The 26,966-nt window shown below is 42.8% G+C and carries 20 protein-coding genes, 6 tRNA genes and 1 pseudogene; 7 read left to right on the forward strand and 20 right to left on the reverse strand.

Annotated elements, in window-relative coordinates:
• Positions 1-316: 316 nt before the first annotated feature.
• Together SRRS_RS26905 and SRRS_RS26910 are read left to right on the forward strand one after the other, a co-directional pair.
• Positions 317-784, forward strand: a complete 468-nt coding sequence (locus SRRS_RS26905; RefSeq protein WP_371364920.1) for a RadC family protein — start codon at positions 317-319, stop codon at positions 782-784.
• Between the two features lie 217 nt (positions 785-1,001).
• On the forward strand, positions 1,002-1,814 hold the full coding sequence (locus SRRS_RS26910) for a hypothetical protein (RefSeq protein WP_371364923.1): 813 nt from the start codon (positions 1,002-1,004) through the stop codon (positions 1,812-1,814).
• Positions 1,815-1,892: 78 nt separating this feature from the next.
• Here the strand turns inward: SRRS_RS26910 and SRRS_RS26915 are convergent, their stop codons facing one another.
• From SRRS_RS26915 to SRRS_RS26940, 6 genes are all read right to left on the reverse strand, one after another.
• Positions 1,893-2,849, reverse strand: a complete 957-nt coding sequence (locus SRRS_RS26915) for a tyrosine-type recombinase/integrase (RefSeq protein ID WP_371364925.1) — start codon at positions 2,847-2,849, stop codon at positions 1,893-1,895.
• 191 nt (positions 2,850-3,040) lie between these two features.
• Positions 3,041-3,115: transfer RNA gene (locus SRRS_RS26920), tRNA-Gly, on the reverse strand.
• Positions 3,116-3,381: 266 nt separating this feature from the next.
• The gene (locus SRRS_RS26925; protein WP_371364927.1) at positions 3,382-3,777 is read right to left on the reverse strand and encodes a CBO0543 family protein; all 396 of its coding nucleotides are present in this window, start codon (positions 3,775-3,777) and stop codon (positions 3,382-3,384) included.
• 697 nt (positions 3,778-4,474) lie between these two features.
• On the reverse strand, positions 4,475-5,125 hold the full coding sequence (locus tag SRRS_RS26930; RefSeq protein ID WP_371364929.1) for a phosphoribosyltransferase: 651 nt from the start codon (positions 5,123-5,125) through the stop codon (positions 4,475-4,477).
• Between the two features lie 96 nt (positions 5,126-5,221).
• Positions 5,222-5,297 (reverse strand) — tRNA-Phe (locus SRRS_RS26935).
• Between the two features lie 79 nt (positions 5,298-5,376).
• Positions 5,377-5,453: transfer RNA gene (locus SRRS_RS26940), tRNA-Asp, on the reverse strand.
• Between the two features lie 205 nt (positions 5,454-5,658).
• Between SRRS_RS26940 and SRRS_RS26945 the strand changes: the two genes are divergently transcribed.
• The 4 genes from SRRS_RS26945 to SRRS_RS26960 are packed head-to-tail and all read left to right on the forward strand — an operon-like array spanning position 5,659 to position 8,775.
• A complete protein-coding gene (locus tag SRRS_RS26945; protein WP_371364931.1) occupies positions 5,659-6,450 on the forward strand; it encodes a LytS/YhcK type 5TM receptor domain-containing protein in 792 nt (263 codons plus the stop codon).
• Between the two features lie 23 nt (positions 6,451-6,473).
• The gene (locus SRRS_RS26950; RefSeq protein ID WP_371364934.1) at positions 6,474-7,337 is read left to right on the forward strand and encodes a histidine kinase; all 864 of its coding nucleotides are present in this window, start codon (positions 6,474-6,476) and stop codon (positions 7,335-7,337) included.
• Positions 7,334-8,062, forward strand: a complete 729-nt coding sequence (locus SRRS_RS26955; RefSeq protein ID WP_371364937.1) for a LytR/AlgR family response regulator transcription factor — start codon at positions 7,334-7,336, stop codon at positions 8,060-8,062. The genes SRRS_RS26950 and SRRS_RS26955 overlap by 4 nt, the downstream gene beginning before the upstream one ends.
• A 23-nt stretch (positions 8,063-8,085) precedes the next feature.
• A complete protein-coding gene (locus SRRS_RS26960) occupies positions 8,086-8,775 on the forward strand; it encodes a cache domain-containing protein (RefSeq protein ID WP_371364939.1) in 690 nt (229 codons plus the stop codon).
• 254 nt (positions 8,776-9,029) lie between these two features.
• On the opposite strand, the pseudogene SRRS_RS26965 reads toward SRRS_RS26960, so the two are convergent.
• The 4 genes and pseudogenes from SRRS_RS26965 to SRRS_RS26980 all read right to left on the reverse strand — a co-directional run.
• Positions 9,030-10,388 (reverse strand): annotated as a pseudogene (locus SRRS_RS26965) (IS1182 family transposase); the annotation flags it as partial.
• A 143-nt stretch (positions 10,389-10,531) separates the two neighbouring features.
• Positions 10,532-10,607 (reverse strand) — tRNA-Val (locus SRRS_RS26970).
• A 1-nt stretch (position 10,608) separates the two neighbouring features.
• A tRNA-Glu gene (locus SRRS_RS26975) sits at positions 10,609-10,683 on the reverse strand.
• A gap of 1 nt (position 10,684) precedes the next feature.
• A tRNA-Lys gene (locus SRRS_RS26980) sits at positions 10,685-10,760 on the reverse strand.
• 151 nt (positions 10,761-10,911) lie between these two features.
• Here SRRS_RS26980 and SRRS_RS26985 point away from each other — a divergent pair.
• Entirely contained in the window at positions 10,912-11,754 is an 843-nt protein-coding gene (locus SRRS_RS26985; protein ID WP_371364941.1) for a methyl-accepting chemotaxis protein, read from the forward strand.
• A gap of 174 nt (positions 11,755-11,928) precedes the next feature.
• On the opposite strand, the gene SRRS_RS26990 is transcribed toward SRRS_RS26985, so the two are convergent.
• From SRRS_RS26990 to SRRS_RS27035, 10 genes are all read right to left on the reverse strand, one after another.
• Entirely contained in the window at positions 11,929-13,212 is a 1,284-nt protein-coding gene (locus SRRS_RS26990; RefSeq protein ID WP_371369936.1) for an adenylosuccinate synthase, read from the reverse strand.
• Between the two features lie 528 nt (positions 13,213-13,740).
• The gene (locus SRRS_RS26995; protein WP_371364943.1) at positions 13,741-14,403 is read right to left on the reverse strand and encodes a sigma-70 family RNA polymerase sigma factor; all 663 of its coding nucleotides are present in this window, start codon (positions 14,401-14,403) and stop codon (positions 13,741-13,743) included.
• A gap of 529 nt (positions 14,404-14,932) precedes the next feature.
• Complete coding sequence (locus SRRS_RS27000) at positions 14,933-18,025, reverse strand: efflux RND transporter permease subunit (RefSeq protein WP_371364946.1); 3,093 nt, start codon at positions 18,023-18,025, stop codon at positions 14,933-14,935.
• Positions 18,022-19,116 carry an efflux RND transporter periplasmic adaptor subunit gene (locus SRRS_RS27005; RefSeq protein ID WP_371364948.1) on the reverse strand — a complete coding sequence of 365 codons (1,095 nt, stop codon included), beginning with the start codon at positions 19,114-19,116 and terminating at the stop codon, positions 18,022-18,024. The genes SRRS_RS27000 and SRRS_RS27005 overlap by 4 nt, the downstream gene beginning before the upstream one ends.
• A 71-nt stretch (positions 19,117-19,187) precedes the next feature.
• On the reverse strand, positions 19,188-19,760 hold the full coding sequence (locus SRRS_RS27010) for a TetR/AcrR family transcriptional regulator (protein WP_371364951.1): 573 nt from the start codon (positions 19,758-19,760) through the stop codon (positions 19,188-19,190).
• Between the two features lie 353 nt (positions 19,761-20,113).
• The gene (gene dnaB / locus SRRS_RS27015) at positions 20,114-21,448 is read right to left on the reverse strand and encodes a replicative DNA helicase (RefSeq protein ID WP_371364953.1); all 1,335 of its coding nucleotides are present in this window, start codon (positions 21,446-21,448) and stop codon (positions 20,114-20,116) included.
• A gap of 93 nt (positions 21,449-21,541) precedes the next feature.
• The gene (gene lonC / locus SRRS_RS27020) at positions 21,542-23,485 is read right to left on the reverse strand and encodes a Lon family ATP-dependent protease (protein WP_371364954.1); all 1,944 of its coding nucleotides are present in this window, start codon (positions 23,483-23,485) and stop codon (positions 21,542-21,544) included.
• Between the two features lie 91 nt (positions 23,486-23,576).
• A complete protein-coding gene (gene rplI / locus SRRS_RS27025; protein WP_371364957.1) occupies positions 23,577-24,026 on the reverse strand; it encodes a 50S ribosomal protein L9 in 450 nt (149 codons plus the stop codon).
• On the reverse strand, positions 23,986-25,989 hold the full coding sequence (locus tag SRRS_RS27030; protein ID WP_371364958.1) for a DHH family phosphoesterase: 2,004 nt from the start codon (positions 25,987-25,989) through the stop codon (positions 23,986-23,988). Before SRRS_RS27030 ends, rplI begins: the two co-directional genes overlap by 41 nt.
• Before the next feature lie 15 nt (positions 25,990-26,004).
• Positions 26,005-26,964, reverse strand: a complete 960-nt coding sequence (locus SRRS_RS27035; RefSeq protein ID WP_371364961.1) for a YybS family protein — start codon at positions 26,962-26,964, stop codon at positions 26,005-26,007.
• Positions 26,965-26,966: the final 2 nt, after the last annotated feature.

The raw sequence follows: 26,966 nt of genomic DNA on the forward strand, positions 1-26,966 counted from the left end.
GTTATAATTGTACCAAAATTGTACTTTTTTTCTTGAAAAATGGCTGTTTTTCGAGGGTTATCACAAAAAAACTTCTATATTATTTGTTTTCGTATAACACAATGGATATAATCTTAGAAACTGATAAAGGTTCTGGGCATCCTATATTGCACAGCGTGCCGACTGGTCACGGCGAGCGTCATTCATTTTCTGAACAGCGTTTACTCCATTACGACAAATGGACTAACAAAAAATCAGGGCTTCTGCCCAGTTAACACTGGGTAGGGCATCAGCATCCTCCTAGTGTTTTTATTTAAACATTAGGGAGGAATAACAAATGAATGGTGAATGCACAAAACGGCACTATATTCCCCAAGTAGCGGTTAGGCTTGTCAGGGAAGGCAGTATTATTACTGCAGAACCAAAAATTATCCGTCAGCCTTCCAATACGATTCCCCTGCTTGAAAAAATATTCGAAGGACTTATAGTAGAGCAGTTTGTTGCCATATTGCTAAATACCAAAAACCATGTGTTAGCGGTTAGTATTGTCAGCAGCGGCAACGTAAATAGTTCAATTGTCCGTCCTGCGGAATTATTTCGGATAGCTTTGCTGCAGGGAGGAACAACTACCTCGGTTATTTTAGCTCATAACCACCCCAGCGGCGACCCGTCGCCAAGCCAAGAAGATATTTCCTTGACAAAACGGCTCATCGAGGCTGGGAAACTACTGGATATCAGTGTATTAGACCATATTATTTATTCGGATAACACCTATGTAAGTTTCAAGGAGAAAGGTATTATCTAATGCTAAGGGATACGCAAAATGCGTACCCTTTTTTTAGTTTACCCTGGTGATAAAAGTTCATTTGTTACTACAGAACAAACACTATTAATCAGGTGAAGGGAATATTTAAACAATTGAAGTATATAACTAGAGTAATTTATTTTAGAAAGCGAGTTATGCTATGAATTATATATACGCGGTACTTCTTTTCTTTATTTTAAGTGTCCTAATGTGGAGAATGACAAAAATCATAAAAAAGAAAGGCAAAAGATATTATTCTAACCTTAAAAATAAACGGAATCAAAACCCATTGACTTTAAGGGAACGATGGAAACTTGGTACTTATAGAACAGATAGACTGATACTGAAACATATATTTGTGACAATTAATTTTATAGTCTTTTTGGTTTTAATGATTGCAAGCTTTGTAGCAGAACAGAAAATAATAGGTTTCATCAACAGAAGCGATATGCTTAAATATGGTCTTCTATTATGGATTTTTTGGTACTTTATATCCTGGTCCTTGTATTGTAAAAATCTAGTTAAAGAATCCAATAATATATGGTTTACAATAATCGTTACATCTTTAAATATAATAGTATTTTTACCAACGTGGATTGAGATGGGATTTTTAGTATCCCGTATACCAAATGTAATTACGTTATGTGCTGCTATCGCATTTTGTTTATTTCCATTATATTATTTGGTATTATCAATTTTTGAAATTGTTCAAAGTCTCCCATTAAGAAGTTTAACTGGAGTAATTTTTTCAGCGGTTATAATAGGTTATACATTTGAGATTCTTAGCATATACAATGCCTACTATCCAGTAATAGGTGAAGAGACAAAAATAATAAATCTTATATTTGAAGCAATTTCAGGTAAATCTCCTGATATTTCTCAAATAACATTAGGAGATATTGGAAAACTACGCTTTGACCATATAACGCAGGCTATTCTTATATTTTGGGAAGGCATTGTAATTAAGGATATTTTAAAGGTAGCAACAAAGTTCCCAAAAATAAGTAAAGATAATGAGCAGGCAAAGTAGCCTGCTCATCGCTTTAAAAAAATAGAATTATAAAAGGTATTATCTAAACGTAAAGTAGTTTGACCCCCTCTTATTATCTCATATTTTCATTAGTACTGCTTTTTTCTTGCCTGTGCCTCGTCCAAGCAAATTGGCAATCGGGGATGCGGTTTGGTGCGCCTGCTGAATATCCGCATCCAGCAAAGCTACATAGTTTTTTGTTTGCTCCAATTTGCTGTGTCCCATAATTTTTTGCAGGGCAAATACTCCTGTCTTGGATGAATTCCGTAAGAAATAAAGGGCAAAAGTATGCCGTAAATGGTACGGTGTAATTTGAGTGCCAATTGCTTTTGAATACGCCCTGAATCTGTCCCTTAAATCTCCTGTTGTAATTTCCTCGCCACGCCAACTGCAAAAAACAAGTTGACTCTCCCAGTTTGCATGTCGATAATGAATAAGTTTTTTGATTGCGGAAACACACACATCTGATATTGGCAACGTTCTTTTCTGTTTTGTTTTGGTAACTCTTTCCCGCAAATACAAGTAGCCATTTGCGAAATCAAAATCGGAAATGCATAACTGAATCAACTCATTGGGACGAATACCCGTATCCAAAGTTAGAATCATAGCCGTATAATCACGCAGTCCAGCCCAAGTGTTTCTATCTGGCGCATCCAAAAGTTTGCGAATGACTTCTTCGCTGTGCTGAACAATACGATTCGTATGCGGCTTATACTTGATTGCCGCACAAGGATTAGCTTCCAAGTATCCCTCGCTTGCGCAGTATTGAAGAAAACCGCGAAGTGCCTGAAGCTGCTTATTATAATGTTCGTTGTTTTTGCCGCTCAGAAACTGCAGCGCTTTCAGTTTTAAGCTTTTCTCTGTTAATGCGTCATCAAAACAAGTAAGAAAGTGCTTTAACGTCCGACGGATGGAATTAACCGTGTACTTTGATACCTCCGCTTCCCTCATCAAAATATACTCTTCCGCCAATAGTTCGAAATCAACCGTCTTTTTCACCTTCATCAGTATCCCGTCTTCATCTTTTTTAGACATAAAAAAACCAACCTCCCCTTATTGGGTACGTTGGTTAAGAAACACTGACACGTTTTTCATCTTCCTCAATCTTCGTTTTTCTCTCTCTTTCTCTATCATCCTCTTCGGATTTCTGACGTCCCAAAGTGATGTTCCTTTGGGTTTTGAGAGATAATTCTAAGGCTGAGAAGCCGCATCATTGTTTATTTTACTGGAGCGGGCAACGAGATTCGAACTCGCGACCCACGGCTTGGGAAGCCGGTACTCTACCACTGAGCTACGCCCGCATCATATATAAATAGGAACGATTATTATTGTACATGAAGAACGCAGCAATGTCAATGCTTAGAGGGTAATCGCTTCCCGCGTCCCATAGAAGAAAAACTGACAAAATTATGACAAAAATTACATTAAAACCACTCGAATGTGCTTTGCCTTATTATGACTTTGTTTAACCCCCGCCCTATAGTCATTTCGTGACATATATGTCTGGCTAGGAATTAGTAATTTGCGAATTAAACTAAGCTAGTAGCTCCAAACATTAAGGTAAAAATCAGTAAGTCTTATTTACGGACGCAAACACTTTTTCTACAGCCAGCCTCATTAAAATCGGCAGAAGAATATAAATGGGCACTCCATAATAATGATACCAGGAAAGAGGCAAATACAGTCCTATTAATTCAAGGATTGGCTCAAAAATAAATGCAAATACAAGCGCCGTTACAATAACAGCTTTAATGAACTTTTTCCACCTTGGGAAATATTGATATTCCAACATATAGATTACTGACAATGGACTTACATCAATATAGGCAACAATCGCACCCTCCGGTAAAAGTTTGTAAGGATAACTCCAAATGCCATGCTCAAAGCCAACTTGTTCAAGTGAAAAACCACTATAATTAGGAATGCGCCAAAGAGCGTTAAACGTGGTAGCTCCTGTCCGCAAGATAATAAAAAACAATCCACGGAGCAATAAGTGTTACCAGTATAATCCACCACTGCCAGGTAAACAGCTCATTTGCTACCCAATTTGCATACCGTGCTTGATGCAAATCCTTTGTCATCTGGACGAGTTGTTCGTGGGAAGGCATACCTGTCATGTTTCCCCTCTGAGAATTTAATACTTTTCCATAATACTTACTTTTCTCCAAATCCTAATAGAGATATTCACCACTTCGATATGTAAAATTGTGAAAAATCCATACCAAGCAAAAATCTAAAATATATTTCAGCTTAGTTAAAGGGCTACTGGAATAGCTCTTTGTACAATAAAACTAGCAATTTAATTCGCCACCTTCAATATCCAAAAGACGACAGCTAGTCAGGAGGAAAACTTTTACATAGGGCGAAGTACATCATACAGACAAAATATTATTTTGATAAATAAAATATAAATATCACCTATCTCACCCTTTGAAAACTGGGATCCTAAATTTGATGACCTATTAATCACCCTAAAAGAATATATATTGAGAAGCTCGACACCAACCACTGTACCGGATACGTAACGGCAGGAAAATGATATTTATCTTGGCAATGGCGATAGGATTAGTTTTTCTTAAATAATTAAAAGTTTTAAGACACCTGCAAAAACTAAAACCGCTAAAGCCATTGCAACTGGTTTTAGCGGTTTATTGTATCTACTACAGTCTGATGATACTGTCAGGGGCCAAGCGATGATATTCCAGTGCTTCTTTATCGGTCATATCCCGAAAGTCTTTGTAATAGCTGCCTACTGCCGTAAACACGTCAGGTTCGAGTAGACAAACAATGTTAACTTGTTGATCACGCAATCTATAGGTAACGTCATTGGGAGCAACAGGTACGGCTATGGTCACGCTGGCGGGGTTCCATTTTTTAACCCATTTGACGGCAGCCATTATGGTATAGCCTGTCGCAATACCGTCATCAACAATAATAATATCGCGATCTTTGACTTCGTGGTTTTTTATAATCATAGCTTCATAAACTTTAACCCGCTCGTCAAAAGCTTTACGCGCTTCGGCAACAAGTCTATCAAAGTTCTCCTGTTTTACGCCAATCCCACTGACGTACTGATTGTCATGAATCAGGCTACCGTCAGGCATAATGGCGCCAATCGCCACTTCAGGGTTGAGCGGATGTCCGACCTTTTTGGCAATAAGAACAGCCATTTTGCATTGGAGCTTTTCTGCAACCGGGGATGCAACTGCCAAGCCGCCGCGAGGAACTGCCAGGATATAAGGATTTTTCAGGTTGAGCTCGGCTACTTTTTTCGCCAACACTTGTCCGGCATGATTACGGTCGTCAAACATAGTTCACCCTCCTTAAATTCATATTTATATGATTTGTGGCTGTCGTTCTTTTAATGCATAAAAAAAAGAACCCTTCAATTGCAAGGTTCTTGGTTATGGTGCCTCAGGACAGAATCGAACTGTCGACACGAGGATTTTCAGTCCTCTGCTCTACCGACTGAGCTACCGAGGCGTATTCGATTGTCGATTTTAGACGCTCGATTTTCGATTTAGGATTCGAATGTCGCATGTCGAAAATCTAACAGCGAAAATGGCGACCCTGAACGGATTTGAACCGTCGATCTCCGCCGTGACAGGGCGGCATGTTAGACCGCTACACCACAGGGCCGTTTGCTAGATGTAATTATATATTATGGTTTACTATTCGTCAAGCATTACCTGCGTTAATTAAAAATGGCAAGGTCGCTAACTCGCATGATAGGTTTGAAATCTCAAATCTATTTTTGAAAATATTCTATATTTTCACAGAGTCAAAAAAGGAAATCCAACCGCCGCGTTCGAATATTTTTATAGACTCTTTTGCGGAGGCAATTATGACGGTTTTAATCTTACTGGAAATTTTAAGTACGTTGTCATTCATTGCGATGACTGCGTATCTTATCGGCCGCAGCCGTTTTATTATGCGGTGCGTAAGCGACCCCTTTCAGCTAGCAAGCCAGTTTCCGCTTGTTGTGGTATTTTCCTTTTTGGCAATAACCGGGAGCTACAGCGCTCTGCCTTGGGGCGAACCGTTAATTCTGCCCCGCATGCTTGGCGTTTTATTAGCAGGTATCGCCGGAGGCCCAATATCGGGGTTTAGCGTTGGACTTATTTGCGGAAGTTATATGGAGCTTGTGGAAAACGCAGAAACTGCTCCGATTATTTATACAGTAATAGCAGGTACTTTAGCCGGAATGCTCAGATTCCGTTTTAACTTTTTTCAACTAACGCCGCTCACCGGAGCCGGCGTTACTTTGCTGGCCGAGTTGTGCCAATTATGCTTCATTACACTGATGTCCGGCCCGGCGCATTTAATTATTTTTAATCTTAAAGTCGCAGTCTTAACCCTGATAGTTAACGTCCTCGGTGTTTGGTTATTCCTGTTTATCATCAATTGGATTGAAGCAGAACAAGACATTTATGGTGCCCGCGCTGCTCAATTGTCCTTAGAAATCGCCAGCAGGACTCTCCCCTATCTCAGATTGGGATTCAACCGACACTCAGCCACTGTGGCGGCTCGCATTATTTATGAACTTACTAAAGTAGACACCGTTTCTATTACTGGCAGATATAAGCGTCTGGCCTTTGTTGGTCAGGGCGGCGATCATCATAAAGCGGGAGAGTAAAAGAAGCCATAACCAACAAAACCATGAAAATTATTACGACTTCGGCCGAGCGCGGCTGCCCTTTTCCAAATTGTCAACTAAAAGCGGGAGTTGTCGTCCCCCTGTTTACCAGCAACAAGGTTGTCGGCACCATCGAGCTTGCCCGGGTTACAGATCATGCGGTATCAGAACTGGATATCAGGATTGCTGATGGTATTGCGAACTTGCTGTCAGTGCAAATTCAGTTAGCTGAAATTGATGAGCAGCGAAAAATGCGGGAAAAAGCTGAGCTAAAAGCATTACGGGCTCAGATTAACCCCCATTTTCTCTTTAATACAATTAATATTATCATGTCCTTCTGTCGCACAGACCCCGATAAAGCCCGCAGCTTGCTGGGAAGTTTGGCTACTCTGATGCATCGCGGTTATTCCAATCAAGAAGAGCTTCTGACACTTCAGGATGAGTTAACTGCAATCATGGCCTACCTGGAGATTGCTAAGTCGCGTTTTGGCGAAAGACTGGATATCGCAGTTAATGTTGACGAATCGGCAAATATTGCCTCGGTTCCGGCGCTATCGCTACAGCCATTGGTAGAAAACGCGCTAAATCACGGTCTGTTTCCAAAGTTGGGCAGTTGCCTCCTGGCCATTGATGCCTATATTGAAAATGGTGTTCTTATTATTACAGTAACAGATAACGGAGTAGGCATCCCACCGGCACGTCTTGAGCAGATTCAAGCCGGTCATTCTGAAGGAGTTGGAATATCCAATGTTCACAAGCGATTAACAAGTCTGTACGGGTCAGAGTTTGGCCTTACAATAAAGTCCGATCAGTCCTTTGGTACCGCAGTCCAGCTGCGCCTACCCTTCCAATCCACACCATTGCAGAAAGAAGGTGACATATCATGAAGACAAAAGCTGTTATTATTGATGACGAACAACCAATTTGCGATGAGATTGAATACTTGCTCGGACGACATCCGGATATTGAGGTATGTGCTAAGTTTACTACCTGCGTAGATGCCATCATTTATATCTTAGAAAAGAAACCAGACTTAGTCTTCTTGGATGTCAACATACCCGGCATGTCTGGTCTAGAAATGGCACAAAAGTTAAGCAGCATGAATAGACCGCCCTACATCGTATTTATCACGGCATATCCAGAGCATGCCATTGATGCCTTTGCAACACCGGCCGTTGGTTACATCACCAAGCCGGTTACTGAGGAAAAGTTAACCAGCGCATTAACTAAAGTCCGGAGTTTATCTTCAAAAACTATCATTGAAAAAAGCGCGCAAATTGCCAAAGTCTGTGTCTTGGCCGGCGGGAAAATTGTTCCGGTGAATAAAAAAGACATTGTTTTTATTTATGTTAAGGACAAAGACGTATATGTCCGCACCCGTACCGGCGAATTTTCAGCTATGCTGACGTTACAGGAGTTTGATAACCTACTGACCGAGGCAAATTTCTTGCGCATTCATCGCCAATATATCGTCAACCTTGACGAAATTCTGGAGATTGCGCCCTGGTTCCACGGCTCTTATTTAGTGCGCATGAACGACGCTAACAAGCAAGAAGTACCCGTAAGCCGCAACAGGGTAAAAAATCTTAAAATCGCTCTCGGCCTTAAATAAGGCTGTTTTCTAAGGAGGCTACCATGCAGCAGCTTAGTCTCAAAACCAAGCTAACGGTCGCTCTTGTTGGTGCAGCGCTCTTAGTCAGCTTAATTGTCGGTATTGTTACTATCCGGGATATGCAGATACAGATTGAAGCAGCGATTGCCGAAAAAGCCAAATCTGACCTGGCTACCGCGTTGGAAATTGCCGATTATATGCGCCCTGGCCCTTGGACAGTGATTGACGGTGAGTTATATAAAGGCAGTATCCGCATCAATGACGATACCGAATTCGTTGATAAGATCGGCCGTTTGACGAATGATACAGTGACAATATTCTTAGGCAATACCCGTGTCGCCACTAATGTTATGCGTGACGGCAGCCGTGCCACTAGTACACTGGCCGCAGATTATGTTACGGAAACAGTACTGCATGGCGGCAGAATCTATGTCGGTGAAGCTGAAGTTGTCGGCGTTAAATATCAAACCTGCTATGCACCAATAAAAAATGACTCAGGCCAAATTATCGGCATGTTCTATATCGGTGTTTCCAAAAAACTGGCTGACCAGCTCAAGCAAAGCTTTACGGCTGTAGCCGTGCTCTCTGCCCGTATTGCTCTATTATTCGCCCTCGCCGCAACTTGCTTTATTCCAATTGATGCCTGGTCCACTGTTTCCGGTATGCGAGCCTGGCAGGAATTAGCGCAAAGCAGTAAGCAAACGCCACATTGATCAGTGTGCGCATTTTACTTGCATGCTCTTACTACCGACAGGTTTATTCAGCTAACTGAACAGCTTAAAGTTTTCTGAGAAAAATAAAAAAACAAAAAAAGAGTCTCTGTTTTATCAGAGACTCTTCCAGAGTGTAGACAAATCCCGCTTCAGGCCGGAAGGCCAACAAGCGGGATTTTGTTAATAGTTACGAGTTTCATAAATTTTGATAACATAGACGGAAAAGTTCTTGAAAAAGGCGGTAACATACCGCGCTTTTTTTTCCACATTGCTAACTTCTTTAAATTCATACACGCAAAAAGAAGCGTGAGGTAGTGTTGTACTTTCCTCAAGCCACGATAGCGAGTATAGCGCATTCCATGTCTTTCTTTCGCATCTGCGAAGACACGTTCAATGGTTTGGCTTCGGCGGCGATATAGGTCTTGGCCTTGGTGAGTATGACGGACATCCTCTGCATATTCAACGCAAGATTCCCAGATATGCCGGTTTACGACTTTTGTAAAGTTTTGGCTTTGGGTACATTGCATACGCAGTGAGCATTGGACACATATCTTGGGATTGCTTTTGTATTCCCGATAGCCTTCTCTATTTGTAGTGGAATATTTTAGCACTTGGTTATTGGGGCAGATATAGCAGTCATAGTATTCGTCATAAACATACTCGTATTTCTTAAAGTATCCTTCTTTAGTCATAGGGCGTTTGTAGGGCATAACCGGTATTTTATTTGCTTGCATAATTTCACGACATACTCCCGGCGTTTTGTAACCAGAATCGGCAACTACTGCTTTTATGTCATTAAATTTTTCAATGACATCTTGAAATACATCGGTAAACACCTGACTATCATGAACATTACCTGGGGCTGTTTTAACACCAAGAATAAAATTGTTGCGCTCACAGGCCACTGTGGCGGTGTAAGCAAAGCAACGCTCTTTTTCACCTTTATGGAACATACCACTTTCTGGGTCAGTTGTACTTTCTTTGACTTCCTTTTCTTCAATCATTGTTCCGTCAGAATCATTGTCGTTGTCATCGGTAAAAGGTTTCTTGCCATGTGATTCACGGTCAGCGTTAATTTCAATCATCAATTCACGCTTATATTTATGTACTCGATGCTGGGCCATCTTTTTAACATACTTGTTTTTATTGGCGTTGGCCTTAACATGACTAGCATCAAAAAATACAGCATCTGCTTTGATAAAACCACATTCTATGGCCTCAAATAACACTCTTTCAAAGATTTTTTCAAAGAGGTCACTTTCTTTAAACCGTCTTTCATAATTCTTCCCGAAGGTAGAAAAATGCGGTATCTTCTCCTGAAAGCCGTAGCCTAAGAACCAGCGGTAAGCAAGATTGACTTGAGCATCGCTAATTGTTTGACGCATAGATGTAATACCGTACAAAATCTGCAGTACTAGCAATTTTATCAGAACGACCGGATCGATACTGGGTCTGCCAGTAGTATCACTGTATAAATCTTTAACTTCATCATATATAAAATCGAATTTTATGCTTGCATCAACTAAGCGCAGTAAATGATCTTGTGGAACTAGCTCGCTTAGACAAACAAATTCGACTTGGTCGATTATCACTCTGTTTTTCTTCTTAAGCACGATTATCTCTCCCAATCTCTTATTATCTCTATTTTACTATATTTCACACCGGATTAGAAGAGGTTCTCAAATATAAAAAGGCTGCCGACTTTGTCGACAGCCTGAAAGAGTCTCTGTTTTATCAGAGACTCTTCCTTACTATATGGTGGGCGATGACAGGATCGAACTGCCGACATCCTGCTTGTAAGGCAGGCGCTCTCCCAGCTGAGCTAATCGCCCATGGTGACCCGTAAGGGAATCGAACCCTTGATACCGCCGTGAAAGGGCGGTGTCTTAACCGCTTGACCAACGGGCCGTGGTGATCCACCCGCGACTCGAACGCGGGACACCCTGATTAAAAGTCAGGTGCTCTACCGACTGAGCTAGTGGACCTTCTTCACAAGATAAAATTATACAATATGGTACTAGGCTTGTCAATAAATTTTTTCGCTTTTATTTATGGGAAATAAAGGAATTTAGCTGGAATTATAGAATAGAACTATATTGTCTAGTTGGAGAGTCGGCTTTAGGAAAGGAGTTCATCATGCAAGTAGAAGATCAAACCATATTGGATCATTTCACTTATGTTATGCCCTTTCTGAATAACCTTATGTTTAGCGATGTCGGGGTTGGGATATCGGACACAAAGCAAATTATTTTCTATCAGCCCGGCAAAACCCTGGACTTAAAGGTCCCACTCCGTACACCTCTGCAGCCAGGTATGGTACTGTATCGAGCCATTCATGAAAAACGCCGGGTACTGATTAAAGCCGATAAAACTCGCTGGGGTATCCCCTATATTGCGGTAGCCATTCCCCTATATAACCAACAAAGAGAAATCGTTGGTTCAGCCTGTGTCTTTGAGGCCGTTGACCGTCAGGAAAGCTTGAAGACAATGGCGGCCGATTTAAATAATAATATAAATCACTTAGCCCAAACCGCGGAACAAATATCGGGCCAGACGCAGGAGATTGCGGCGGTCAGCCAGTCACTTGTCAGCGTTGTGCAAGCTTCTCAGGTGCGGGCCAACGAAACCGGTCAAGTACTCAATCTCATTAAAAACCTTGCTGGTCAAACTAACTTATTAGGGCTAAACGCCGCCATCGAAGCCGCCCGGGTCGGCGAGCAAGGACGCGGCTTTAGCGTAGTTGCCGAGGAAATTCGCAAACTAGCTACCAATAGCGCGGAGTCCGTCAGTAAAATTGAAAAAATTATCACAGCCATCCAGTCGGACAGCAGTTCAACTGCCAGCAAGATTAATCAAGTTAATTCTGTTATTGGTGCAATAGCCACTGCCATTAGCAGCGTAGCCGCCTCGGTTCAACAAACCGCCGCTATGGCCCATCAGCTGGATCTGATCGCCGATAGCTTGGCCAAAGAAGATTAACTAGTATAAAAACGGCTAAGGTTCTCATCTTGTCAAAGGATGAGAACCTTAGCGTTTTTTCATAGAAAACAAACATAGATGCTAACAGTTGCGACGATCCCTTGGCAAAAGCGAATGTCGGTGTTAGAAAAATAAAAATAACTCACAGCTTTGCGCTGTGAGCTATTTTTGCTGTTAAAACATATCAGCTAAAATAATGGTTTGGTCACGACCAGGGCCAACCGAAACAATCCCAAGGGCAATACCGGTAACTTCGCTTAACCGCTCAACATAACGGCGGGCATTAGCCGGTAGATCATTATAGCTTCTTACATGGCTTGTAGGTTCACACCAGCCTGGTAGTTCTTCATAAACAGGCTCCACATCAGCCAATACTTTGAGACTTGCCGGAAACTCGTTTAACAGCTCGCCTTTATATTTATATCCGGTGCATATCTTGAGAGTTTTTAAGCTGTCAAGAATGTCCAGTCGGGTAATGGCCATATAATCAATACCACTAACATAGCCTGCATAACGCACTACACAAGCATCCAGCCAGCCGCAGCGGCGAGGACGTCCGGTAGTTGTACCATACTCATGGCCTTTCTCACGAATTGTTTGCCCCACTTCGTCATTGAGTTCTGTCGGGAAAGGACCTTCGCCAACCCGGGTAGTATAGGCCTTAACTACACCGACTACCTTGTTGATTTGAGTTGGGCCTACCCCAGCGCCAATGCATGCGCCTCCGGCAATCGGATGCGAAGAAGTAACATAGGGGTATGTGCCGTGATCTAAGTCGAGCAAGGTTGCCTGCGCGCCTTCGAACAGCACTTTTTTACCTTCTTTAATAGCGCCATGCAGCACAGCAGCAGTGTCAGTCACATATGGTTTAAGCTGACGGGCATATTCAAGATACTCATTTTTAACTTGTTCGTAGTCAAATCCTTCAACACCGTAAACGGCTTTTAAGAGATGATTTTTGGCTTCCAGGTTGAATTCCAGCTTGGAGCAGAATTCTTCCTCATCCATCAAGTCAACCATCCGAATACCGGAACGGGCATTTTTATCCATATAGCAAGGTCCGATACCGCGTTTAGTAGTACCAATTTTGCGGTCACCGCGGGAATCTTCCTCTACTTCGTCAAGCAGACGGTGATAGGGCATGATTACATGGGCACGGTTAGAAACTTTCAGCCCTGAAGTATCTATGCCTTTATCTTGCATACCTTTAAGCTCTTTTAACATAACGGCAGGGTCAACAACAACGCCATTACCAACTACACAGGTTTTACCGGAATACAAAATGCCGGATGGTAGTAAGTGTAATTTAAATTCAGTACCATCAACGACAACCGTGTGACCAGCATTATTACCACCTTGGTAACGGACAACTACATCCGCCTTTTCTGCTAAGAAATCAACAACTTTGCCTTTACCTTCGTCTCCCCATTGGGTACCGATAACAACTACAGATGACATATCATCAATCCTTTCCATAATCAACCTTCTACAAACAGTCTCCGAAGCAGCACCTAACTGCATGCTGTCTAGTTTCAACCGCTTCTAGTAGTTGTAGGCTATATATTTTACTTAGGCACAACACTATTACAGCCCAGATCGAACTATGATAGTGTCTATATGCCTGAGGTAATATGTGTAAAACATGCTTCAGTATTGCTGAAGTCAGCTACTAACAGCTTATCTAGTTTTCCCCCTTTTTTCCCTTGTTTATCATAGCACTAGCATATGCTGGCTGTCAATAAAAATCGAATGTTTTTTTACATAACATAAATAACGTTCGGAAAATACGAAAACCTGCAGCACATTCCTTGCTGCAGGTTAACAAAATAATACCTACCTATAATATTACCCGGAAATAATTGCACATTTTCCACCAGTCAATCTGAATAATTCATAATAATGGCGACAAACACCCAATTCTAAAAAACATAATGTTTTAGCGTCTTTCAAAATCGCAGGGATACCCTACCTAACAAAAAAATTAAACTATTGCGCATTTAGACTGAGCTCATTACTATGCATACGGCTGATTTTTTTACTATTGTGCTTGTATTTGCGAAAACCCACCCGTACACCCAGTTTTTGCCGCACTCTTTGAATGGCATTATCGACAACTTTTTCATTTAGTCCCAATATAAGTGATATTTCACGCTGCTTATATCCTTCTATATATAAATCAATAACCCTTTTTTCTAATTTTGATAATACTGTTTTTAGTTCTTGATTAATATTTTCTACCGTCTCTTGCTCTACAACCAGCGCAGCAGGATCATCCTGATAGCATTTGTTTATTTGAATAACTGACTCTAGCTGGCTGTTCGTGTTAGGCGAATCTGCCAAAACGTTCAATGACAGTGCCTCGTTTAAGATGTAATGCTTTTTGCGATTATGTGAAGTGATAGCAGACTTAATCGTATTTTTAATGTTTAACTCGGCAATCAAACGAAACGATTTACCGCGTCTTTCATCATAGTAAAGCACAGCTTTATAAAGCCCGATTAGTCCCCACTGATACATATCGCGGTAGTCGCCGCCAGGCAAATAATACGTTTTGACATAGCGCAAAATGATTTTATGATACTTGCCTACGATTTTTTCAAACTCTGCATTATTAATTTGTCCGTCATCATAAAAGCATAATCCAAGCACGATTCCCTACCCCTTGCTAAATTAGTTTTGGAATTCCATCCATGGTTTACCAAATACTGCGAAGTTGTATCGACATATTATTATATAGCAAAAACCGTGCCAACATTTATATCCTTGATTTAGCAGTTGTTTGGCAGTATTCATTTATACAAATTATGTCAAAGTGTACATTTTTGTACACTCCAGTGTCGTTTTTTGTACAACTAAAGTCGTTTCTGCATATTTCAATGTCGTTTTACTGCATTTCATCTCCGTTTTTGTACATTTCAGCATTTGTTTTGTGTCAACACCTGTAATTATATGCAAATTTGTTCACTATAAATTAACCTAAATTACTATTATAACATTACCAGACTATATAGCGAGTACGACATACGCAAAACATTTGCCGATTGCTGAAGTTATTGTTACATTATCCTAGAAGATTCTATATTTATAAAAAAAACAGAACAGCGCTTTATTTGCTGTTCTGTCATAATGATTACAAGTTTCTTCTATTTCCTAAGGCCAAAAAATCTTTTTAACGTTTTCACTCATTAAATTTTGCTTCGTTATGAGAAGTAGTAATCGTTTGTTCTACCCCAGGTTTTACCCTAAACCAGGCGGCGTACATGGTAGGCAAAACAACCAGAGTTAATATAGTGGCCCCCAGTAACCCCCCGGCAATTGCTACCGCCATCGGCCCCCAAAAATTACTTGAAATTAACGGAACCATACCTAGGATGGCGGCTGCCGCAGTTAGCATAATCGGACGGAAACGCAATACGGCGGAGTCAATGATGGCATCCCACAGAGTCTCGCCTGCCGCAATATGCTGCTCGATCTGATCAATAAGAATTACCGAATTGCGTATAATCATACCGCTTAGCGCCAGAACCCCCAGTTCAGCTACGAAGCCCATGGGTCGCATTGTCAGCAGCATTGCCAAGCTGACCCCGATAATTCCTAATGGTGCCGTAAGCAGAGCCAAAATCATCAAGGATATCTTTTGTAACTGCAGCATCAGAATTATCACAATGACTATGATCATAACCGGAACGGGTTGCAGCATAAATTCCATAGAAACGTTACTTCGTTCCAGGGAACCGCCAATGTCAATACTATACCCAAGAGGCAGATCATCCCGAACCGATTTTAGACTTGCATAAACTTGCTGCGTAGCATCGTTTCCGGTCACACCGGGAATAACATCGGCTTGAACGGTAACCGTTGGCTTTAAATCACGCCGCCAGATAAGTCCATCCTCGGCATCATAACTAATTTGGGCAATTTGCTCCAAAGGCACAAATCTTCCGCTGCCAATGTGAACAGGCATATCTTTGATAGTAGATAGATCTTTACGGTTTTGTGCATCCAGACGGTAAACAATGCTCACCGTCTTGTCTTTTTCATAATACTCGGCAATCGTAGCCCCGGTTAACTGCGTCTGTAAATCAAGAGCCAGGCTCTGACTGTCGAGCCCTAGCACTCTTGCTTTATCCTGGTCGACTGTCAAATGCATAACTTTGCTTTTTTCGTTCCAGTCGAAGTTAATGTTTTTCACATTAGGATTTTCGGACATTATTCCATTCACTTGATTAGCAATCTCACGGACTTTATCATGATCGTAACCCGAAACTCGAATCATAACAGGATACGGAGAAGGTGGACCTGTTTGGATTAACTTGATATTTCCACGCACATTGGCAAAATCGTCGGTAAACAATTGTCCAACTTTTTTCTGTATCGCATCGCGGGCATTGAGATCTTTAGCTACAATAATAAACTGAGCATAATTCGTCGCCGGCAATTTAGGGTCAGTAGTAAGCACAAACCGCGGAGCCCCTTTACCAACGTAATAACTATAATTTTCAATATTAGGATCACCGCTCAGATTATCGGCTAATTTTTTTGCTTCCTGATCGGTTGCGGCAATGGATGAGCCTTCCGGTAACGTCATTTCAACGATAACCTCAGGCCGAATGGATGGCGGGAAGAACTCTTGCTTTACAAACTTTAATAAGCCAATAGAACCAATAAAGCATATTAGAGTTGTAATAAGCACCAGCTTTTGATGTCCCAGGCACCAGGTCAATGTGTTTCTGAATATCCGATAAAACTTGGAATCATACATTTCGTGCTCTTGGCCTGCCGTGTGCTTGGGCTTTATTAGCTTATAGCCTAATAGCGGCGTTACGAGCACCGATACAAACCACGAAATAAGAAGCGAAATCGTTATAACTGTAAAAAGGCTGCTCGTGAATTCGGCAGAAGAGCCTTTCGAAAAACCAACAGGTATAAATCCTGCACAGGTAATCAGAGTTCCTGTCAGCATAGGGATTGCTGTAGCCTTATATGCGTAGCAGGCAGCATCAAATCTTTCCCAGCCTTGCTCCAGCTTTACGGTCATCATCTCTACGGCGATAATTGCATCATCTACTAACAAGCCCAGAGACATAATCAAAGCCCCTAATGATACTTTGTGCAAGTCAATGCTAAACATTTTCATGCCCACGAATATGCCGGCAATTACAAGAGGAATACAAAGTGCAACGACAACCCCGGAGCGGACTCCCAGGCTAAGGAAGCTGACAATCAGGACAATAACAATGGCTTCCTTCAAGGACTTAACAAATTCATCAATCGATTTTTTAACCACTTCAGGCTGACTGGACACCTGATGAATCTCTAACCCCAAAGGTAAGTCATGCCTTATTTTTGCGATTGTCTTATCCAGGTCTGTCCCCAGAGTAAGAATGTTGCCCCCCTTTTCCATAGAGACTGAAATACCCAGGGCGGGTTGACCATTAAAATACATTTTTGGTTCCATCGGTTCAATATAGCCGCGCTTAATATTGGCAACGTCTCCTAACCGAAATGTGCGATCATTTACGCGGATGGGTAAATTACGCAGGCCTTCGATATCTTCAAACATGCCTGAAACGCGGAGATATACGTTATCTGAAGATGTTTCAATCATGCCCGAGGGCGCCATAGCGCTTTGGGTTTTCACGGCGCTAACAATAATATTGGGATTGATTCCAAGTTGGGCCAGCTTACTATTTTCCATTTCGATATAGATTTTTTCCGGCTGAACCCCGATAAGCTCAACCTTTTTCACATTCTTTACGTCAAGTATTATTCGGCGAATTTGTTCGGCCTTCTCCCGCATCTCTTCATAGCTATATCCGTCTGAAGTAAGGGCATAGATATTGCCAAAAACATCGTCAAAGCGATCATTGAAAGCCGGTCCGATAACGCCCTGGGGCAAGGTTCCTTTTATATCATTAACCATATTACGCACTTCAACCCAGGTGGGACGTATATCTTTTTCATTTACCGATTCTTTAAGTGTTACGTATATAACCGCTTGCCCCGGCTGTGAATAACTTTTTAAGTAATCAAGCCCTGGTGTGTCCTGCAGCTTTTTTTCAATTTTATCAGTGACTTGCTCTTCCACTTGTTTTGCAGTAGCTCCAGGCCAGCCAACAGATACAATCATTGTCCGAATTACAAAATCAGGGTCTTCCATGCGGCCTAACTGCTGGTATGAAAATATTCCTGCAATAAAGGTGAGCATTACAAAGAAGTATACGAGTTGCTTATGATTAAGCGCCCATTCAGTTAAGTTTAGCTTACTCATAATCGCACCTTTTGACCTTCCCGTAGTTTTTGCACACCGGCGTTGACAATCACGTCGCCATTTTGCAACCCATCAAGCACTTGCACCTGCTGATTACCAAAATTGCCTACCTTTATTGGTCGCAAATGAACTTCGCCGTCTTGTACTACCCAGACGTTTGGTATATCACTCGTCTGATAAATAGCGGAAAGAGGAATATATACAGCGGCCTGAGCCTTTGCATTTGCCACCGTTACATTTGCCGTCATGCCCAAATTAACACCGGGAGGAGGATTAACCAAAGTAATTCGAACTTTATATGTTCTCGTCGCCTTATCGGCTACCGGGGAAATTTCCCGAACCTTGCCCTCGGCTGTTAACCCAGGCATCGCCCAAAAGTTAATCATGACCTGTTCGGCACTGCGCATTTCGTCGATTCTATTCTCTGGGACATTTATTTCGATTTCGCGCTCCCCGTCTTGTACTAAGGTAATTATAGGTTGACCAGCACTTACAACTTGTCCAGCCTCCGCATTGATATTGGCAATAACGCCATCGGCATTGGCTACTAACGAGCTATATCCGAGCAGGTTGGAACCTTGTGTATACTGCGCTGAGGCTTGACGTACGGCAGCGGCGGCAACTTCATAAGCATTTTGATACTGTTCAAGCTGCATACTGCTCACGGCACCCTGCTCATACAGTTTCCGGTAGCGTTCCAAATTGGATTCAGCTAAACTCAATTGAGACTGAGCCGAAGCTACCTGGGCCGAGCCAATATTTACCGTCTGTTGAATGTCCTTGGCATCAATCTCCATCAAAACATCACCTTGATGGACAATACCACCGACTTCGACGTTACGCTTAATAATTTTTCCACTTGCTTGAAAAGCGAGCTGAGTCTCATATCTTCCACGCACTTCACCAGAATAGTTCGCAGTTTGCCCCGAAACGTTGAAATTCACCGTTTGGCCACGCACAAGAGTAGCTTCATCCTTCACTGGTTCCGTTTTGGAACATCCGGCAAGGATAATGGATATGCACAAAATAGAAAAAACTGCGGCATTCAAATAATCCTTTTTACCTAAGACCTTCCATCGAATCATCACCATTACCTCCATAAACTATTACGGTTTTTTAGTTTCCACATGCCGACCCCTTACACATGTAGCCGATGTTTCTCCTATTTCTTAATAATACCGTTCAAAATAAAGTCAATGAGCGCTTTCGTATAATACTCCTCATTTTTTTGCCGCAGAGGGCCAGAGCGACCAAAGGAGAAGGCTTCAAATAATTTTAATCCTGCGTAGGCTGTAATTTCTTCATCAACCTCCCGGAATGCCCCCTTCTTTTTCCCATCGCGTATAATTTCGACAATCAGTGAAATTACCTTCTCATCAACGATTTCCTTGTAACTTCTGTCTGATAATGCAATATCTGTTCCATCTTCTCTTAATACCTTGGTTATAAAGTCTTCTTCATTAAAATATGCGATTGATCTTTTTATTAATTGGACTATTTTCTCAGATGGATCGGAAATACCGGCAATTTGCGCAAATAGCAGCTGCATTGCTCTTTGACACTCACGGATTACAAGACACCTGAACATGTCCTCTTTATCGGCAAAGTTATCATATATAGTTTTTTTAGAGATCCTACAGTCTCTACTTATTTCATCCATTGTTGTTTTCTTAAAACCAAAACGTTCCGCCCGTTCTTTGGCTTTATCAAGAATTAAATTTTTCATATTATCCATCTATACTCACCTCGTAAACGGCTACTTCCAAATTATTCTCAACTCCAGTACTATTTTAGTATATTAGTTTCCGCATGTCAATGCCTTATAGTATTTCACACATTATGTAAATAGTTGGGTATTACATTTCACTGTGATTACACCTTACGTCAGTTAACGTCCCTTTACTATATTCAAAGTAAGAACAGACTATTCTGCTGTTTTATCTGTTTGATAACTATTAGGTTTAATACCGAAAAGCATTATTTAGCAAAAAAATAAGCCCTTTTATAGGGCTTGGCAATTATATTATAGTAAAGTAAACTATTTCGCTTTCATAATAAATGTTTAACTATGGATAAAACGCAACTATACTATCCCGGGATCTTTGATAAATCACTAAATTTGGTAAATTGTTTATGGAAAAATAACTGTACACTGTCAACCGGACCATTACGATGTTTAGCAACAATAATATCCGTAATATTCTTACGCTCGGTTTCTGGCTCATAATAATCTTCCCGGTAGATAAATGCAACAATATCGGCATCCTGCTCCAAAGAGCCTGATTCCCGGAGGTCACTCAGCATTGGCTTCTTAACCTGGCGGGACTCAACACCCCGGCTCAACTGGGATAAGGCTATTACCGGAACTTTTAATTCCCTGGCCAGCGCTTTTAGCGAACGGGAAATTTCCGAAATTTCCTGCTGGCGGTTTTCGTTCTTAGAACTGCCGGAACTGCCCTGCATAAGCTGCAGGTAGTCAATGATGATAAGCTGTAAGTCATGTTCAATCTTTAGCCGGCGCGCCTTGGAACGCATCTCCATAACAGTAATACCGGCCGTATCATCAATAAAGATGGGAGCGGCTGCCAAACGGTCGGCGGCACGAACCAGTTTGTCCCAGTCACTGTTCTCCAACTCACCGATACGCAGGCGCTGAGCATCAATGGGAGCTTCGGCACACAGCATCCGCTGCACCAGCTGCTCCTTGGACATCTCCAAGGAAAAGAAAGCGACAGCCTTCTTTTCTTTGATAGCAATATTCTGCGCAATGTTAAGAACGAAAGCAGTCTTACCCATACTGGGACGGGCCGCAATCAGAATCAAGTCTGATGGCTGCAGACCGGAAGTCAGCTTATCCAAATCCTTAAACCCGGTTGGCAGCCCGGTAATGCCGCCACGGGAGGAGTATAATTCAGAAACCTTATCAAAAACATCAAAAATGATATTTTTTATTGATGCAAATTCCTGACCGGCCTTACGGCTAGCAACCTCAAGAATCATTTTCTCAGCTTTGTCCATGATGACAGTTACTTCTTCGTTGGCCTCATATCCCATACCGGCTACATAGGTTGCCGTATTTATTAGTTGCCTTAGTAACGCCTTTTCCTCGACGATCCGGGCGTGATATGTGACGTTGGCGGCAGTCGGAACACTATTGGCCAGTGCCGAAACGTAGGCAATGCCGCCTGCAGCCTCCAGTTTTTCATCGCGGCGAAGCACTTCAACAACGGTAACCAAGTCAACAGCTTCGTTCTTATTGAATAATTCCATCATAGCATTATAAATAAGACGATGGGCTTCCCGGTAAAAGTCATCCGGGTGAAGAATCTCCGATACCTTGGAAATAGCTTCGCGTTCAATCATCATAGCGCCCAACACTGACTGCTCGGCTTCAACGTTTTGGGGGGGAACGCGGTCAATCATGTAAACTCTCCTCACTTAAAATGCCGCGCTCACCGGATGAGCAAACGAGCAAGCTGTCCGGTTAACGCGGCCAATGCAATCTTGATCCGTGTCTTAGGCGGTGGCTTCTTGACTTTCGTCAAACAATATTGCCAACGCTTCTTCAACGGTAGAAACAGGGCGGATAGCCAAACCAAGATGACTCTCAGGAATATCAGCCTTGTTTTCTTCAGGTATAATCATGGTAACAATACCGGCTTGTTTAGCGCCATAGGCCTTTTCAAAAACACCGCCTACTGCTTTAACCCGACCTTGAATAGAGATTTCCCCGGTAATGGCTACATCCTGCCGGATATGTTTGCCGGTAATGGCCGATATAATAGCCGATAATATGGCCGTTCCGGCTGATGGCCCATCAATACGGCCACCACCAATGATATTGACATGGATATCATAGCTGGCCAAATCCTGTCCCGTAATCTTTCTGACAACAGCTGCAGCATTGAATACCGAGTCTTTGGCCATACTTCCGGCAGTGTCATTAAAGCGGATACTGCCTTTACCTTTTTCAGCAGGGAAAGCCACCGCTTCGATTTCCAGAACGGAACCAAGGTAACCGCTTACGCCTAGGCCAAATACCTTACCCACTTCGCTGGTAGTGGCTGCCTTACGGCTGACATAAGGCGACAGGCGGCTGACCTGAGCCACACGATATACATCTTCTTTAGTGATAGAAACTTGTTCCTTGTCCTGACCTACCCGCATAAGAGCCATGCTATACGCATCTGACAAAATGTTGACTGCCTTTCGGCCTTCAATAGTATATTCACTGATAAGTTGGGGCACTTCCGGATCAATTGTAACTTCCAATTTCACTGCGGCGTTATAAACAATCTCTTCGATATGTTTCGGGGTCAATGGTTCAAAATAAATTTCGGCACAACGGGATCGTACGGCAGGCATAATATCGCTGGCATCCCGGGTTGTAGCTCCAATTAAAATAAAGTCTGCCGGTGCGCCTTCTTCGAATAGCTTTTTGATATATTTCGGCACACTGCTATCAGACGGATCGAAATAGGCGGAATCAAAAAATACCCGCTTGTCTTCCAACACTTTTAACAGCTTGTTTTGCAACATGGGATCCATTTCGCCGATTTCATCAATGAACAGGATACCGCCATGGGCATCTGTTGCTAAGCCGGGCTTAGGTTCAGGAACACCGCTGTCGGCTAAATCGCGGCGCGCACCCTGATAAATAGGGTCATGCACCGAACCTAACAACGGGTTGGTAACATCCCGGGGATCCCAACGCAGGGTGGTACCATCAACTTCAATGAATGGAGCCTCTTTGCCAAAAGGAGCGCTTTTAACTTTTTTGGCCTCTTCCAGCACCAGTCTGGCCGCCGTTGTTTTGCCAACCCCAGGTGGCCCATAGAGAATTAAGTGCTGCGGATACGGTGATGCCAGTTTGGCTCTGAGAGCCTCTACTGCCCGTTCCTGACCTACTATTTCATCAAGGTTAGATGGGCGCAGCAGTTCCATGGCCGAACGAGTAAGCTTACGCGTCTCCAGTTTCTCCAGCATAGCATATTTTTTCAGCGTTTGAGGATTTTCCGGATTAGCCTGACTTTCTTCTTTGATTACTTGTGTGCGGATTTCCTGTACATATTCCTGATGGCGCTCCTCCATCTTTTCAGCAATCTTTTTCTCAATGCGGTCTTCGACAGTACGACGGGCACATAAGTCTGCCAATTCGTCTTCAATTTTCTCAAGAATCTGCGGAATTTCCGCGGTAGCCGGTAATTTATCAATTGTCGGATCTTCAAATACCAGCTTTTGCAGCGCTAGTACCCGTTCTGCAAGGTTATTTGAGCGCATGAGTTCCAGCGCCCCAAGCTTACCGGCCTTAAGTACTACTTTTTCTGCACCTAAGACACCGGTATACAAACCGTACAGAGCGGCTACCTGGCGTTTAAGCTGATCTTCCTGATTGCCGCGGCTGTCAGCAGCAGGCTCATTGTTGCTGCTGCGTACCAGTTTGTTAAAGAAATGTTTCATGTTATTACCTTTCTAATATTAAGCATTAGGGGCTGTATTTTAGTTGAAATCATACCAAGCAACCTCGTAAGAAATCACTTGTATGTATCTGCTATTCGGCAGCTTTAATAATAACTTCGATCTGGGTGCTGACTTCCGGGTGCAGCTTAATGGTTACAGTAAAGGTTCCCAGAGATTTAATTGCATCTTTTAGCTCAATTTTGCGCTTATCCAGTTCGAGCTTATGCTCTTTTACCAAAGCATCAGCAATATCCTTAGCTGTCACCGAGCCGAACAGGCGGCCGCCTTCTCCCATTTTTACCGGAATGGTTACAGCAATTTTGGCCATTTGTGCTGCCAGAAGTTTGGCTTCATCAAGCATACGCTCTTTTTTGCGCTCTTCAGCGGCCTTTTGCAGTTTAGCAGTATTTACGTTATTGTTAGTGGCCGGAATGGCCAGCTTTTGTGGCAACAGATAGTTACGGGCATAACCCTCAGACACCTCAATGATATCGCCTTTTTTACCGAGTTTTTTCACTTCTTGCTGCAGTATTACTTTCATTTGTTCCACTCTCCTTTATGTAGCTATCCACTATTTCAATTAATTTAGCTTTAACCTCATCAACACTGCTGTCCTTAACTTTGGTGCCGGCAACAGACTGGTGCCCGCCGCCCCCCAGTTTTTCCATAATGACTTGAACGTTAATATCGCCATGGGATCTGGCGCTGATACCAATACCGTCTTCGAAGTTAAATATTACAAAGCTTACCCGCACACCTTCAATGCTTAATAGCATATCGGCAGTTTGGGCGGCGGTTACTTGCGCATTCTTAACGGCTTCCGGACAAACGGCAATAACTACACCGTCATGCGGCATTTCAGTATTCCTGATAATGGCTGCCTGATTTCTGATTGTCTGAAAATCAATTCTGAACAAATGCCGCACCAGTGTCGGATCGGCACCTGCCCGGCGCAGATACGAAGCGGCCTCAAAGGTTCGTACGCCTGTTTGCACGGCAAAGTTCTTAGTATCTACAACGATCCCGGCATAAAGCGCTGAAGCTTCCAGCCGATTTAATTCGATTTTTTCATCAAAGTAGCCTAATAGCTCGGTAACCAACTCACTGGCAGAAGAGGCCGATGGTTCAAGATATATCAGCAAGGTATTGCCAATAATGGTTTCCGCCCGCCGATGATGGTCGATAATGACTGTCCGTTCGGCTCCGGCAAGCACGTCAGGAGCTGCCACAAGTTCCGGACGATGAGTGTCAACGACAAACACCAAAGTCTTAGCGTTAACCAGTATGGCGGCCTGCATCGGTGAAATAAATACGTCACGGTATTCTTCATAGTCGAGTAATAGCTCAGATAATTTGTCAACTGCCACCCCAGGCTGACTGACAACAATGTGCACCTGCTTACCCATATGGCGCACCATCTTGGCAACGCCTAAAGCAGCACCCAGACTGTCAAAGTCTTCCCCGGTATGACCCATAACCACAATACTACCGGCTTGTTCAATTAATTCCCGAATGGCCTGAGCAACAATTCGTGCTTTAACTCTAGTGTTTTTCTCCACAGCCTTAGCTTTTCCGCCAAAAAACTGAACCTTGCCACTAATGTTGACTGCGGCCTGGTCACCACCACGGCTTAACGCCAAGTCTAGTCCGGCCTGCGCCCGTTGCCCCAATTCAGCAACCGAGTTTTCGCCGGTTGCCGCGCCAATGCTTAAGGTTACCGGAATCTTATTACCGCCTTGTATACCCCGTATGCGGTCCAGGATTTCAAACTTGTCTCCAGTCATAAGCCTTTCTAGCGCACAACGGTTTAGAACCGCTATATAAGTATCTTCACTATATTTTTTTAAATGGCCGTCCAGTTCTGTTATCCATTCCGCCAGCATACGGTTAACTTCACCTAAAATGGTAGTACGCTGACTTTCGGTAAGTCCTGTTAATACATCATCATAATTGTCAATCTGAATATAGGCCAAAACTGTCTGCACCCGGCAGCTGGCAGCCCGGTCAGTTTCGACGCCGGTTACATCAGATATATACAGTACAGTTAATGATTCTTCGACTTTCCGGTGAATGATTTCATAATGATATTGGCCTGTTTCAAACTTGGTTTGCCCGTCTTTTCCGGCTATTTTATCCAGCGGCAGATTTGCCCATACTTTTAACAGAGATTGTCCAACTTCCAAAGGATCGGTCAGCCATTGGGTAAGTAAATTATTACGCCAGTAGATAACTCCTTGCGCATTTATGACTACTACGGCGAGCGGCAATTTTTCAAAAGCCTGTGTCGCCACAGTATCTACACACCGGCCTACCGTTTCCAGATAGCTGTCAACTTCCTTTTGCCGTGCCGAATAGCGTTCCCGTCCATATAAATAGAGAGCATACAGCATAACGGCACCGATTATGGCCGTATAGGGATTATAGTAGGCGATAATCAGCAGAAATGCAGCCGTTACTGCCAAATAGATACGGGTATCAAACCAAAATGATGGACCTTGAGGCATGATATATTCCTCCTGTTACTCCAATCGCGGGGCACGCAATTGACGATAGTCGAAAATAATATCAAAGGCACCGCCAATAACAAGTGCTTGCATGAAGATACCGTTAGAAAATATCAAGAATAGTATAATACCCCGAACTATTCTTGACAATTTGTATTTATCGGCAAGAAAGTAAAACACAGCCATTCCTTGAATAAATAACATCATAGTAGTAACAATCATAAGATTCATTCCGACACTGTTTAAAATCACAATTGACCGGGAGCTGCCCCAATATATAGATACTAGCGCCACCGCCAGTGCATATATTGTAAAGCGCGGCATCGACCACCGACGAAACGGCGGCAGCGACTCTATCGGCTGACCTAATTTTGCCAGCACCATTTTGGCCACTTGAAAATTCAAGTAGGTATCTACCATGGCGGCCATAATAAACCCGGCAGGCAAAATAATTTTCATAAGCGCAATTGCCGGGCGCATGGCCGCTTCCATTGTTGCCAGGTCTTCCGGCTTCATTCCCATTTCCCGGTAGAAATTAATAGCCTGCTCCATTCCGGTAACCATTGCCTCGGTCTGAATGTTGAGCGGGTTAACTCCCATAACCGCCGCACTTATGGCAATAACCATCACTTTAGAAATTAAGGATGCACCTGCTCCGATCAACAACGTCTTGGCAGGAGGAAACTCTTTTCTCAGACCATATCCTAAAGCAACACCGATTAAGCCGGATCCAACTATTACTAAAACTGCGTTAAGCGGATGCATAATGAGAGCACTTATGAGACCTGAGACAACAAGCGCCATAACGCTCCATTTATAGCCATGTCTTACACCCAGCAGCACAATGGGAACTGGCCAAATCAAGTTAACAAAAACGCCCAGTACCGGTATATAAGTACTAATAAGCGCAAAAATTATCGCTACAGCGGTAAGTACGCCGCCTTCAACAACGGGTCTGACAGGACTTTTTTGCATAT

Origin of the sequence: Sporomusa rhizae (genome assembly GCF_041428845.1) — a bacterium.
Classification (GTDB): Bacteria; Bacillota; Negativicutes; order Sporomusales; family Sporomusaceae; genus Sporomusa; species Sporomusa rhizae.

What these genes read in the sequence shown, in the direction of transcription:
- SRRS_RS26910 (WP_371364923.1), top strand. Translation starts at nt 1,002, where the DNA reads ATGACAAAAATCATAAAAAAGAAAGGCAAAAGATATTATTCTAACCTT.
- SRRS_RS26990 (WP_371369936.1), bottom strand. Translation starts at nt 13,212, where the DNA reads ATGTCATCTGTAGTTGTTATCGGTACCCAATGGGGAGACGAAGGTAAA.
- dnaB (WP_371364953.1), bottom strand. Translation starts at nt 21,448, where the DNA reads ATGATTGACCGCGTTCCCCCCCAAAACGTTGAAGCCGAGCAGTCAGTG.
- SRRS_RS26985 (WP_371364941.1), top strand. Translation starts at nt 10,912, where the DNA reads ATGCAAGTAGAAGATCAAACCATATTGGATCATTTCACTTATGTTATG.
- SRRS_RS27030 (WP_371364958.1), bottom strand. Translation starts at nt 25,989, where the DNA reads ATGCCTCAAGGTCCATCATTTTGGTTTGATACCCGTATCTATTTGGCA.
- SRRS_RS26945 (WP_371364931.1), top strand. Translation starts at nt 5,659, where the DNA reads ATGACGGTTTTAATCTTACTGGAAATTTTAAGTACGTTGTCATTCATT.
- SRRS_RS26915 (WP_371364925.1), bottom strand. Translation starts at nt 2,849, where the DNA reads ATGTCTAAAAAAGATGAAGACGGGATACTGATGAAGGTGAAAAAGACG.
- SRRS_RS26960 (WP_371364939.1), top strand. Translation starts at nt 8,086, where the DNA reads ATGCAGCAGCTTAGTCTCAAAACCAAGCTAACGGTCGCTCTTGTTGGT.
- SRRS_RS26950 (WP_371364934.1), top strand. Translation starts at nt 6,474, where the DNA reads ATGAAAATTATTACGACTTCGGCCGAGCGCGGCTGCCCTTTTCCAAAT.
- SRRS_RS27005 (WP_371364948.1), bottom strand. Translation starts at nt 19,116, where the DNA reads ATGGTGATGATTCGATGGAAGGTCTTAGGTAAAAAGGATTATTTGAAT.
- SRRS_RS26955 (WP_371364937.1), top strand. Translation starts at nt 7,334, where the DNA reads ATGAAGACAAAAGCTGTTATTATTGATGACGAACAACCAATTTGCGAT.
- SRRS_RS26930 (WP_371364929.1), bottom strand. Translation starts at nt 5,125, where the DNA reads ATGTTTGACGACCGTAATCATGCCGGACAAGTGTTGGCGAAAAAAGTA.
- rplI (WP_371364957.1), bottom strand. Translation starts at nt 24,026, where the DNA reads ATGAAAGTAATACTGCAGCAAGAAGTGAAAAAACTCGGTAAAAAAGGC.
- SRRS_RS26905 (WP_371364920.1), top strand. Translation starts at nt 317, where the DNA reads ATGAATGGTGAATGCACAAAACGGCACTATATTCCCCAAGTAGCGGTT.
- SRRS_RS27035 (WP_371364961.1), bottom strand. Translation starts at nt 26,964, where the DNA reads ATGCAAAAAAGTCCTGTCAGACCCGTTGTTGAAGGCGGCGTACTTACC.
- SRRS_RS27010 (WP_371364951.1), bottom strand. Translation starts at nt 19,760, where the DNA reads ATGGATAATATGAAAAATTTAATTCTTGATAAAGCCAAAGAACGGGCG.
- lonC (WP_371364954.1), bottom strand. Translation starts at nt 23,485, where the DNA reads ATGAAACATTTCTTTAACAAACTGGTACGCAGCAGCAACAATGAGCCT.
- SRRS_RS27000 (WP_371364946.1), bottom strand. Translation starts at nt 18,025, where the DNA reads ATGAGTAAGCTAAACTTAACTGAATGGGCGCTTAATCATAAGCAACTC.